This is a genomic window from Streptomyces sp. WAC00040 (assembly GCF_056835925.1).
Window position 1 is genome coordinate 539,886 of record NZ_JAKQZE010000002.1, and the last position, 11,714, is coordinate 551,599.

The window sequence follows — 11,714 nt, forward strand, 5'->3', positions numbered from 1 at the left end:
GGCGGCGGGCGGGGAGGCGCCGTACCCCCCGCCCGCCGTCCTCCACCACATCGGAAACGTCGACTGGCAGGGAGGCAGCCCGTGACAGACGGGAATGCACGCACCGGAGTCTGGTTCGTCGGAGCACGCGGCTCAGTGGCCACCACAGCCGTCGCCGGATGCGCGGCGGTCACGGCCGGGCTGCACCCGCCGACCGGCATGGTCACAGAGACCCCGGCCTTCGCCGGGGCCGGGCTGCCGCCCCTGTCATCCCTCGTCTTCGGCGGACACGACACCGCCCACTGCCCGCTGCCCAAGCGCGCGGAGCACCTCACCGAAGCGGGCGTCCTGCCGCACGGCCTCGCCTCCGCGGTGCGTGCCGAACTCGCCGCCGCCGACGCCGGGATACGGCCCGGCGGACCGGGCGCCGGCGACACCCGCGGCGACGAGGAACTCATCAGCGCGTTCGCCGCCGACATCGACGACTTCCGCACACGCAACACCCTCGCCCGTGTCGTGGTCGTAGGCGTCTCCTCCACCGAGCCACTGCCCGAACCGGGCGCACTGCGGCTGCCGCCCAGCTCCCTCTACGCGGCCGCCGCCGTGCGCGCAGGCTGCCCCTACGTCAACTTCACCCCTTCCACCGGGCTGCGCACCGACGCCCTCACCCACGCCGTCGCGGCCAGTGGACTTCCCCACACAGGCCGCGACGGCAAGACCGGCCAGACGCTGCTGCGGGCGGTGCTCGCCCCGATGTTCGTGCAGCGTGCCCTGGACGTACGGGCCTGGTCGGGCACCAACCTGCTGGGCGGCGGGGACGGGGCGGCACTGGCCGACCCCGCCGCCGCGGCGGCGAAGAACGCCGGTAAGGAACGCGTCCTCGCCGACGTCCTCGGGCACACACCGCAGGGCGAGGTCCACATCGACGACGTGCCCGCGCTCGGCGACTGGAAGACGGCCTGGGACCACATCGCCTTCGAGGGCTTCCTCGGGTCGCGCATGATCCTCCAGACCATCTGGCAGGGCTGCGACTCGGCGCTCGCCGCACCGCTGGTCCTCGACCTGGCCCGGCTGCTGGCCCGGGCCCATGAGGCGGGCCTGTCCGGGCCGCTGCCCGCGCTCGGCTTCTACTTCAAGGACCCGGACGGCGGACCGGCGGGCCTCTCGGAGCAGTTCGCCGCCCTCCTCGGCTTCGCGGACCGTCTGCGGGAGGCCCGGTGAGGCCGCGCGACTGGGCCGAACTGCTGCGCGTGTCCGCCCTGTTCACCGTGCCCGGTGACGCAATCGCGGGGGCGGCGTCGGCCGGGGGACGTCCCAACAGGGGCACGGCGCTCGCCGTGGGAGCCTCGCTCTGCCTGTACGAGGCGGGCATGGCGCTCAACGACTGGTCCGACCGCGACGAGGACGCGATCGACCGGCCCCACCGCCCGATCCCGTCCGGCCGGATCTCGCCGGCTGCCGCACTGGGCGCGGCAGGAGCGCTGACGGCGGCGGGCCTCGGCCTCGCCGCCCGCGCCGGCCGCCCCGCCCTCGCCGTGGCTACGGCACTCTCGGCGGCGGTCTGGGCGTACGACCTCCACCTCAAGCACACGAAGGCCGGTCCGGCGGCGATGGCGACGGCCCGCGGCCTGGACCTGCTGCTGGGCGCGGCGGCAACGTTGTCCGCGACCGGCCGCCGTACGGCGGCACGGCCGGCCCCGGACCGCGCCGGCCACGGGCGGGGAGGGGGATCGTCCGTCCTGGGATTCGGCACTGCCGCGCCCGCCGCCGCGGTACTGGCCGCGCACACGTACGCCGTCACCACCGTGTCCCGGAACGAGACCCAGGGCGGTTCGACCCGCGCCCCGCTCGCCGCGCTCGCGGCGACCGGCGCGGTCGCCGCCTTCGCGGCGCGACCACGCGGGACGACGGCGCCGGCCGTCACCGTGGTGCTCGCCGCCGCGTACGCCCGTACCGCCGCCGTCCCCTACCTGCACGCCGCGCTCAATCCGTCCCCGCCGCTGACCCGGCGCGCCGTCGGCGGCGGCATCCGCGCCATGATCCCGCTGCAGGCCGCCCTTGCGGCCCGGTCCGGGGCGGGCGTCACCGGGCTCGCTGTGATGGGGCTCGTACCGCTCGCCCGCAAGCTCGCACGGAAGGTGAGCCCGACATGAGCCTCGCCCCCCGCCCGGGAACACGATCGGCCGCCGGCTCGGGCCCGGCGCCCGGCACCGAGTCGGCCACCCGTACCGGCCCTGCCGCTCGCACCGGCCATGGCACCCGCCCCGGTCCGGACGACCGACCGGGAACGGGCACCCGCCCCGGTCCCGACGACCGACCTGGCGCGGACAACGACGGCGCCCACACCCGCGCGGGAGCGGGCCCGGCCTCCGCTACCGGCCCGGCCCCCCACGCCAGGTCCGGCGACGGCGCGGCCGGCGATCGGCTCCGATTCGGCTACGGCACCAACGGGTTGACCGACCTCCGTCTCGACGACGCCCTCGGGCTGCTGTCCGACCTCGGCTACGACGGTGTCGGACTCACCCTCGACCACATGCACCTCGACCCCCTCGCCCCCGGACTTGCCGCGCGCACCGGCCACGTCGCCCGCCGACTCGGCGAGCTCGGCCTCGGCGCCACGGTGGAGACAGGCGCCCGCTACGTCCTCGACCCGCGCCGCAAGCACGGCCCGTCCCTGCTCGACCCCGACCCCGAGGCACGCGCCGCCCGCACCCGGCTGCTGGTCACCGCCGTCAAGGTGGCGGCGGACCTCGGCGCGCACGCCGTGCACTGCTTCAGCGGCATCACCCCGCCCGGCACCGACGCGGACACCGCGTGGAAGCGGCTGGAGGAGGCGATCCTGCCCGTGCTCGACGCCGCGGCCTTCGCCGGCGTCCCCGTCGCCGTCGAACCCGAGCCCGGCCACCTGCTGAAGAACCTCGCCGGCTTCCATCAGCTGCGCACGGCCCTCGGCAACCCCACACCCCTCGGCCTCACCCTCGACATCGGTCACTGCCAGTGCCTGGAACCCGACCCGCCCGCGGACTGCGTCCACGCGGCCGGTCCCTGGCTGCGGCACGTCCAGATCGAGGACATGCGGCGCGGCGTGCACGAGCATCTGCCCTTCGGCGACGGCGAGATCGACTTCCCGCCCGTGCTCGAGGCCCTCGCCGCCACCGGCTACCGGGGTCTGACGGTCGTGGAGCTGCCCCGCCACTCCCACGCGGGTCCCGAACTGGCCCGCCGGTCCATCGAGTTCCTCCGTACCGCAGTCGCGAAGGGAGCACCGGCACCGTGACGCAGACCGCGCCCTGGACCGTTGCGGAAGTCGAGGCCCGGCTGGCCGACGACACGGCCCGCGCCTGGCTCGGCGAAGCACTCGCCGAGGCGGCCGGCGCCGCCCAGGCACCGCCGGCGCCGTCCTCCCCGTACACCGCGCACATCTGGGAACTCCGGTTCGCCGCCGCGGGCCGCCACTGCGGGCAGGACAACGCGGACGCCGTCCGTACCCTGCTGTTGACACAGGCGCGGGCGGGCCTCGACACCCTGACCCGGCTCTACCGGCAGGGCAGTGCCGCCGAACGGCGCGCCGTGCTGCGGGCGTTGCCGTGCCTCGTCGAAGGTCCGCACGCCGTGCACCTGCTCGACGACGCGCTGCGCACCAACGACACCCGGCTCGTCTCCGCCGCCGTCGGCCCCTACGCCGCCGCTCATCTCGACCCGCACGCCTGGCGGCACGCCGTGCTCAAGTGCCTGTTCACCGGGGTGCCCCTCGACCACGTCGCGGACCTCGAACGGCGGGCCCGCGGCGACGGCGAACTCGCCCGAATGCTTTGCGACTACGCCGCCGAGCGCACCGCGGCGGGCCGCGACATCCCCCGTGATCTCGACCGCGTGCTGACCCTGACCGGCGAGAAGCCCCAGCGGCCCCAGGAGCTGTGATGCGCATCTTCGACCCGCACATCCACATGACGTCCCGCACGACCGACGACTACGAGGCCATGTACGCCGCCGGTGTGCGCGCCCTCGTGGAGCCGTCGTTCTGGCTCGGCCAGCCCCGCACCTCCCCGGCCGGCTTCTTCGACTACTTCGACGCCCTTCTCGGCTGGGAGCCGTTCCGCGCCGCCCAGTACGGCATATCCCACCACTGCACCATCGCCCTCAACCCCAAGGAGGCCAACGATCCCCGCTGCACGCCCGTCCTCGACGCGCTGCCCCGCTATCTCGTCAAGGACTCGGTCGTCGCGGTCGGCGAGATCGGCTACGACTCGATGACCCCCGCGGAGGACACGGCGCTCGCCGCGCAGCTCCAGATGGCCGCCGACCACGGCCTGCCCGCCCTGGTCCACACCCCGCACCGCGACAAGCTCGCCGGCCTGCACCGCACCGTCGACGTCATCCGCGAGTCGAACCTCCCCACCGAGCGGGTCCTCCTCGACCACCTGAACGAGACGACCGTGAAGCCTGCCGCCGACAGCGGCTGCTGGCTCGGGTTCTCCATCTACCCCGACACCAAGATGGACGAGGACCGCATGGTCACGATCCTGCGGACCCATGGGATGGAGAAGGTACTCGTCAACTCCGCCGCCGACTGGGGCAGAAGCGACCCGCTGAAGACCCGCAAGGTCGGCGACGCCATGCTCGCGGCCGGCTTCACCGAGGACGACGTCGACCAGGTCCTGTGGCGCAACCCGGTCGCCTTCTACGGCCTCAGCGGCCGACTCCAGCTCGACATCCCGGAGCCGGAGGACCTGCACGAGGGCAACTCCATCCTCCGCGGCGGGGAATGAGGGGAGCAGAGAATGCGCTTCCGTCACCCCGACGGCTCGACCGTCCACCTCTCCTACTGCACCAACGTCCACCCCGCGGAGACACTGGAGGGTGTCCTCGCGCAACTGCGTGACCACTGCGAACCGGTGCGCAAACGCCTCGGCCGCGACCGGCTCGGCATCGGCCTGTGGCTCGCCAGGGAAGCCGCCCGCGCCCTGGTCACCGATCCGGCGGCGCTGCGGGGACTGCGCGCGCAACTGGAGCGGCGCGGCCTCGAGGTCGTCACACTCAACGGGTTCCCCTACGAGGGCTTCGGTGCGGAAGAGGTCAAGTACCGCGTCTACACGCCGGACTGGACCGACCCCGTACGACTGACCCACACCAGCGACCTCGCCCGGCTTCTTGCGGCGCTGCTGCCGGACGACGTCACGGAGGGCACCATCTCCACCCTCCCGCTCGCCTGGCGCACCGGCTTCGACGACGTGGCCGCCGCCACCGCCCGCACCGCGTTGACCACCCTCGCCGAGCGGCTCGACGCCCTCGAGGAGCTGACCGGCAAGTCCGTCCGGATCGCCCTCGAACCGGAACCCGGCTGCACCGTGGAGACCACCGCCGACGCGATCGGACCGCTCACCGCCGTCCCGGGCGACCGGATCGGCGTCTGCGTCGACACGTGCCATCTCGCCACGTCCTTCGAGGACCCGGAATCCGCCCTCGCCGCCCTCGCCGCGGCCGGCGTCACCGTTCCGAAGGCGCAACTGTCCGCCGCGCTGCACGCGCAGAACCCGCACCTGCCGGAGGTGCGCCAGGCGCTGGCCGCCTTCGCGGAGCCGCGTTTCCTGCACCAGACGCGTACCCTCACCGCGGCCGGTCTGCGCGGGACGGACGACCTGGACGAGGCCGTCGCCGGAGGCGCGCTCCCTGACGGCGGCCCCTGGCGGGCGCACTTCCACGTCCCCCTGCACGCGCCGCCCGCCGAGCCGCTCACCTCGACGCTGCCCGTCCTCCGGGACACCCTGACCCGGCTCGTGGGCGGCCCGGAGCCGCGGACCCGCCACCTCGAGGTCGAGACGTACACCTGGCAGGCCCTCCCGCCGGATCTGCGGCCCCGCAACCGCGGTCAGCTCGCCGACGGCATCGCCGCCGAACTCACTCTGGTCCGCGACCTGCTGACCGACCTCGGCCTGAAGGAGCTGCCATGAGCGACACGCGCCCCACTCCGCTGCTCGTCCTCGACGTGGTCGGCCTCACCCCCCGGCTGCTGGACCACATGCCCCGCCTGGGTGCGCTCGCCGCCGCCGGCTCGCAGGCCAACCTGACCACCGTGCTGCCGGCCGTCACCTGCGCCGCCCAGTCGACGTTCCTGACCGGCGTCCTCCCGGCCGAGCACGGCATCGTCGCCAACGGCTGGTACTTCCGCGAACTCGGCGACGTCCTGCTGTGGCGTCAGCACAACGGTCTGGTGGCGGGCGACAAGATCTGGGACGCGGCCCGCCGCGCCCACCCCGGTTACACCGTCGCCAACATCTGCTGGTGGTACGCGATGGGCGCCGACACCGACATCACGGTCACTCCCCGGCCCGTCTACTACGCCGACGGCCGCAAGGAACCGGACTGCTACACCCGCCCGTCGGCCCTCCACGACGAACTCACCGAGAAGTTCGGCACGTTCCCCCTCTTCCACTTCTGGGGACCGGGCGCCGACATCGTCTCCAGCCGGTGGATCGCCGACGCGACCCGCCACATCATGCGCACCCGCCGGCCCGACCTGACCCTGTGCTACCTGCCGCACCTGGACTACGACCTCCAGCGCTACGGCCCCGACGACCCCCGCTCGCTGAAGGCCGCCGCCGACCTCGACGCCGTCATCGGCCCGCTGCTCGACGACGCCGAGCGCGAGGGCCGTACGGTGGTCGCCCTGTCGGAGTACGGCATCACCCGGGTCAGCCGCCCCGTCGACATCAACCGCGCGCTGCGCCGGGCCGGTCTGCTGGAGGTCCACACCCAGGACGGCATGGAGTACCTGGACCCGATGACCTCGCGTGCGTTCGCCGTCGCCGACCACCAGCTCGCCCACGTCTACGTGCGCCGCCCCGAGGACCTCGACGCCGTCCGTGAGGCGCTCGACGGGCTGCCCGGCCTCGGGGAACTCCTCGACGACGAGGGGAAGAAGGCCCACGGTCTCGACCATCCCCGCTCCGGCGAGCTGGTCGCGGTCGCCGAACCCGACGCCTGGTTCACGTACTACTACTGGCTCGACGACGACCGCGCCCCCGACTTCGCGCAGCTCGTCGAGATCCACCGCAAGCCGGGCTACGACCCCGTCGAGCTGTTCATGGACCCGCACGACCCGTACGTACGGCTCAAGGCCGCCAAGGCCGTTGCTCGCAAGAAGCTCGGCATGCGCTACCGCCTCGCGGTCGTGCCGCTCGACCCGTCACCGATCCGCGGCAGCCACGGCCGTCTCCCCGCGAGCGACGAAGAAGGTCCGCTCCTCCTGTGCTCCACCCCCCGCGCCGTCACCGGCCGCGTCGCGGCCACCGATGTGAAGTCCCTGCTGCTGCGGCTCGCCGGCCTCGACTGAGGCGGCGACCGTCACGCGTCCGCACCCCCGTGAAGGAAGAGAGATCATCGTGACCGCGTTCAACGACGATTCCGTCACCGGCGACGGCCTGCGCCGCTCGCTCGGCGTCAGCCGCCGCCGTTTCCTCAGCACCTGCACCGCCGCCGCTGCCGCGGCGATCGCCGCTCCCGTCTTCGGTGCTTCCCCGGCCCTGGCCGTGGACACGGCGGACGACAGAGCCGAGGACCACGGCCGTTCCGCGCTGGTCCCGCCCCACAAGCGTGGCATCATCCTCTACACCGTCCGTGACGCGACCGGCCGCGACCCGCTGTCCACGGATCTGCCGTCGGGCTTCCGCGAGGTCTTCCAGCAGCTGTCCCGCTACGGCTACAAGCAGGTCGAGTTCGCCGGATACCGCCAGCACGCGAACGCCCCGGGCGGCGCGAGCCTGGAGACCGTCGCGGGCGCCAGGCTCATGCGGTCCTGGCTGGACGAGTACGGGCTCACCGCGCAGGGCAACCACGGCTTCATCCCCGGCTCCTGGCCGCTGACCCCGTCGGACCTCGACACCTTCAAGCGCCATCTGGAGATCGCCAACATCCTCGGCATGGGTCACATGGGCACCGGCGGCGACCCCACCGGCAGCTCCTACCGGGCCGACTGGGACGTCGCGGCGGAGAAGTGGAACGCGCTGGGCGGCATCGCCCGCCGCGAGGGCATCAAGCTCTACACCCACAACCACGACTCCGCGTACGGGTTCCTGCTCGACGGCGGTCCGCCGGACGCCCAGGGCCGGCCGACCCGCAGCTCCGGCATCCGCAAGCTCGAGTACTTCCTTCAGGTGACCGACCCCCGCGACGTCTGGCTCGAGATGGACATCTACTGGGCGCACGTGGCGCAGTACAAGTTCCACACGTACACCGCCCACGACGGATCCACCGTGGAGCAGGTCTTCGACCCGGCCGGTCTGGTGGTCCGCCACAACGTGCGCTATCCGCTGTTCCACGCCAAGGACGGCACGGTCAACGCCCAGAACGGCCAGGGCTACGACATGGTGACGTTCGGCGAGGGCGACATCGACTACCGCAGGTTCTTCAGGCGGGTGGGGGCGAAGAACTACCACAACCCGATGATCGAGCACGACGGCGCGCCCAGCGCCACGGTTCCGGGGCAGTCCCTCGAGGTGGCCCGCAAGAGCTACGACAACCTCGCGGCCCTGCGCGCCCGGCACTGACGGCACGTCACCGTTCGGCCGGCGCGTCAGGCGCCGGCCGAACAGTGACGTCCCGAACTGCCGCAGAAAGGCGCTACCGACCAGTAGTGTGAATGTCGTCTCCCGGCCATCATTAAGCGCGAGCATGTCAAACCGTCCGCCCGGAAAGGGCGGACGGCACTCCTCGAGCTGCCCGCAAACCCAGGAGACCCCCCATGCATGCACGCAGCACCCGCACGGCCGGCGCGGCCGCCGGCGCCCTCGCTCTGGCCTTCACCGTGGCCGTCCCCGCCGCGACCGCGCAGGCCACGACGACCGCCGGGGCACCCGCTCGGACACAGGTACAGGCACAGGCACAGAGCGTCGACTACGACACCTGGCGGCGCGACGTCGCCGCGGTCGTCGCCCAGGCCCGCCCCTACATCGAGGAACGCACCGCCGACGCGGCCGGCGAGAAGCAGGCCATCGTCCTCGACATCGACAACACCTCACTGGAGACGCACTTCCACCCGTTCTGGAAGCTGCCCACCCCCGCCATACAGGAGATGCGTGAGCTCGCCCGCTACGCCGACTCCTGTGGCGTCGCCGTCTTCTTCGTGACCGCCCGCCCCGGCATCATCCACTCGCTCACCGACTGGAACCTGAAGCAGACGGGCTACCCGGTCGACGGACTCTACGTCCGCGACCTGCCGGACCTCTTCGGTGAGGTCAGCGCCTACAAGACGGAGAAGCGCGCGGAGATCGAGGCCAAGGGCTACACGATCATCGCCAACATCGGCAACAACACCACCGACCTCGTCGGCGGGCACGCGGAGCGGACCTTCAAGCTCCCCGACTACGACGGCCAGTTGTCGTAGGTCCTTCCAGACACCTCGGACGACGGCCGGACGGCCGCGGTGACCGGTCTCCCGGCCGCCGCGGCCGCCCGGGCCGCACGTCCCACCGTGGTCCCTCAGCCCATGTCCCGGCTGATCGGCTGCGGATCGGCCGCGATCCGGCGCTTGCGCGGCGCCCCGGCGGATGCCGTCCGCACCGGCCACCCCCTCGCAGTCGAACACCCCGGCGACCCGCTGCCCGCCCTCGACTTCGGTCCGCTCATCAACGCGGCCAAGGCCAAGGAGCTGGCCGACCAGGTCGCAGAGGCCGTCGACCGCGGAGCCGTCCCCCTCCGCCGAGGGACGCTCGCCGACGGCCGCTTCCTCCCCGGCCAGGACACCTCCGCCTACCTCCCGCCCGTCACCCTCCTGGGCCCACCGCCGTCGTCCCCGCTGCACCACGCCGAACTCTTCGGCCGGTCGACACCATCGTCCTCGTCGACACGGAGGCGGAACTGCTCGCCGCGACGAACGCCTCCGGCGGCGCACTCGTGGCGACCCTCTCCACGGACGACCCGGCGACCTTCCGCCGCCTCGCCCACAGATTCGCGCCTTCAAGACCGGCCACAACAAGCCCCGTTCGCGCGGTGACCGCGACGAGCTGTTCGGCGGCTTCGGCGCCTCCTGGCGCGGCGCGTTCGTCGTCGGCGAGCTGCTGGTGCGGGGCCGTGACGGAAGGCCCGGCGGGGGAGCGGCTGCCGGGCAGCTTCCCTGACTACCAGCTCAACGCCTGACGGGTCGTCCGGACCCTTGGCCGGACGCCCGCACGTCCCGGTCCGTCCCTTCCCCCGACGCGCCCGGGACGGTGCGGGCCTTAGCCCGTTCGCACCTTCCACGCCGTCACTTTCGCCTCGGCGTGTCCGAAGCGGCGACCTGCGGCAGTGCCGGAAGGAGGCCGGATCCTGCGCCCTACCGGGTGACCCAGGTGCCCGGACCTCGCATTGCGATGATCACCGACTGTGGGTTGCCTCGTACACGGAGCACAGCAGAGGAGCCGCGCAGAGGGCCGGACACTGCTCCGCTGGAGGAAGACATGCGCATCGCCCGTACCGGTCTCAAGGTCGCCGTGATCGTCGGCGCCCTCGCACTCGCCGCGCCGGTCGCCGCGGCCGAGGACAGCGACATCGAGATCAGCCCGCGAAACGCCCCGGGGACCACGGTCACGGTCACCACCACCGCCTGCGGCGATGAGACCTACGGCAAGGGGGAGTCGGAGGCAGGCGGGCAGTTCCACCTCTTCGAGGGCGACCGGAAGGGCGTCCTGGTCGGCGAGTTCCGAGTGCCCGACGATGCCGCTCCGGGCACCGACACGGTGACCCTGAAGTGCCCGCCCCGTACCAAGGTCACCGGTACCCACCGGATCGGCGACCGCCCCAGCGGAGGCGTCGAGGCGGGCTTCGGTGACGCCACCGGCAGGAGCGCACAGCTCGCACTGGGCGGGCTGCTCCTCGCCGGAGCGGTCGCCGGCGGAGCGGCGAGGACGCGCCGCGCCTCCGGCGGCGTCCGGACCTGACGCCACCGCCTCTGCCCACCGGCCCCCGGTCACCGCCACGGCGACCGGGGGCCGGCCGGGTCCCATGCACACCTCCGCCCATTGCCGAGCAAAGGCTGCCCCGATGGACGACGCCCCGACGACACGGACCACCGAAGCGACCCGTCTTCCCTCGTACAAGCTGCTCTTCTGCGCCGCGATCGCCGGGGCCGTGCTGGTGGGCGGCGCGCTGCACGAGGACCGACCACCGCAGCCGGCGCCGGCGCAGCAGCGGGCCGCGGCCGCGCGACCGGCCCCGGAGCGTGCGCCGCAGCCCCCGGCCGTCGGGCCTCTCGCCCCGGCGGAACCCGTCCGCCTGCTGATCCCGGCCATCGGTGTGAACGCCCCACTGACCCGCCTGGGGTTGAACGAAAAGGGCGCGCTGCAGCCGCCGCCGGCCGCCGCGCCCGCCCTCGCCGGCTGGTACGGCGACGGTGCGACGCCGGGGGAGAACGGCACGGCCGTGACCGCCGGACATGTGGACACCCCCGCCGGACGGGGAGTCTTCTACCGGCTCGGGGCGCTCGGCAAGGGCGACACCATCGACGTCGTGCGCAAGGACCGGCGCACAGCCGTCTTCACCGTCGACGCCGTGGAGGTCCACGACAAGAACGACTTCCCGGACGAGAAGGTCTACGGCGATTCCGGTCGGCCCGAACTGCGGGTGATCACGTGCGGCGGCGACCGGTCCGCGAAAGGCGGCTACGAGGGCAACGTCGTCGTCTACGCGACACTCAGCGCCGTGAAGTAGCCACCCGCGCCCCGCCCGACCGCCGGTCCGCGCGCCGTCCCGGTGTCCTCTGG

At 73.2% G+C, this 11,714-nt stretch carries 11 protein-coding genes and 1 pseudogene; all 12 read left to right on the forward strand.

What is annotated here, in order from left to right; translation table 11 throughout:
* Nucleotides 1–81: 81 nt before the first annotated feature.
* The 12 genes and pseudogenes from MDN94_RS21750 to MDN94_RS21805 all read left to right on the forward strand — a co-directional run bounded on the left by MDN94_RS21750 (nucleotide 82) and on the right by MDN94_RS21805 (nucleotide 11,661).
* Nucleotides 82–1,200 (forward strand): inositol-3-phosphate synthase, encoded by a 1,119-nt coding sequence (locus tag MDN94_RS21750; protein ID WP_482727552.1) that lies wholly within the window; start codon nucleotides 82–84, stop codon nucleotides 1,198–1,200.
* A complete protein-coding gene (locus MDN94_RS21755) occupies nucleotides 1,197–2,132 on the forward strand; it encodes an SCO3242 family prenyltransferase (RefSeq protein ID WP_482727553.1) in 936 nt (311 codons plus the stop codon). The genes MDN94_RS21750 and MDN94_RS21755 overlap by 4 nt, the downstream gene beginning before the upstream one ends.
* 299 nt (nucleotides 2,133–2,431) lie before the next feature.
* Complete coding sequence (locus tag MDN94_RS21760; RefSeq protein ID WP_482728203.1) at nucleotides 2,432–3,256, forward strand: sugar phosphate isomerase/epimerase family protein; 825 nt, start codon at nucleotides 2,432–2,434, stop codon at nucleotides 3,254–3,256.
* Complete coding sequence (locus MDN94_RS21765) at nucleotides 3,253–3,900, forward strand: EboA domain-containing protein (RefSeq protein WP_482727554.1); 648 nt, start codon at nucleotides 3,253–3,255, stop codon at nucleotides 3,898–3,900. The genes MDN94_RS21760 and MDN94_RS21765 overlap by 4 nt, the downstream gene beginning before the upstream one ends.
* Entirely contained in the window at nucleotides 3,900–4,748 is an 849-nt protein-coding gene (locus MDN94_RS21770; RefSeq protein WP_482727555.1) for a TatD family hydrolase, read from the forward strand. Before MDN94_RS21765 ends, MDN94_RS21770 begins: the two co-directional genes overlap by 1 nt.
* Nucleotides 4,749–4,760: 12 nt before the next feature.
* Nucleotides 4,761–5,930, forward strand: a complete 1,170-nt coding sequence (gene eboE, locus MDN94_RS21775) for a metabolite traffic protein EboE (RefSeq protein WP_482727556.1) — start codon at nucleotides 4,761–4,763, stop codon at nucleotides 5,928–5,930.
* Complete coding sequence (locus MDN94_RS21780) at nucleotides 5,927–7,312, forward strand: alkaline phosphatase family protein (RefSeq protein WP_482727557.1); 1,386 nt, start codon at nucleotides 5,927–5,929, stop codon at nucleotides 7,310–7,312. The genes eboE and MDN94_RS21780 overlap by 4 nt, the downstream gene beginning before the upstream one ends.
* A 49-nt stretch (nucleotides 7,313–7,361) precedes the next feature.
* Nucleotides 7,362–8,525, forward strand: coding sequence for a sugar phosphate isomerase/epimerase family protein (locus MDN94_RS21785; RefSeq protein ID WP_482727558.1), 1,164 nt, complete (start codon nucleotides 7,362–7,364; stop codon nucleotides 8,523–8,525).
* A gap of 194 nt (nucleotides 8,526–8,719) precedes the next feature.
* On the forward strand, nucleotides 8,720–9,361 hold the full coding sequence (locus MDN94_RS21790) for an HAD family acid phosphatase (protein ID WP_482727559.1): 642 nt from the start codon (nucleotides 8,720–8,722) through the stop codon (nucleotides 9,359–9,361).
* Between the two features lie 168 nt (nucleotides 9,362–9,529).
* Nucleotides 9,530–10,113: pseudogene (locus tag MDN94_RS21795) on the forward strand (aldehyde dehydrogenase family protein); the annotation flags it as partial.
* Between the two features lie 299 nt (nucleotides 10,114–10,412).
* Entirely contained in the window at nucleotides 10,413–10,892 is a 480-nt protein-coding gene (locus tag MDN94_RS21800) for a sortase (RefSeq protein WP_482727560.1), read from the forward strand.
* Nucleotides 10,893–10,995: 103 nt separating this feature from the next.
* Nucleotides 10,996–11,661, forward strand: a complete 666-nt coding sequence (locus MDN94_RS21805) for a class F sortase (protein WP_482727561.1) — start codon at nucleotides 10,996–10,998, stop codon at nucleotides 11,659–11,661.
* Nucleotides 11,662–11,714: the final 53 nt, after the last annotated feature.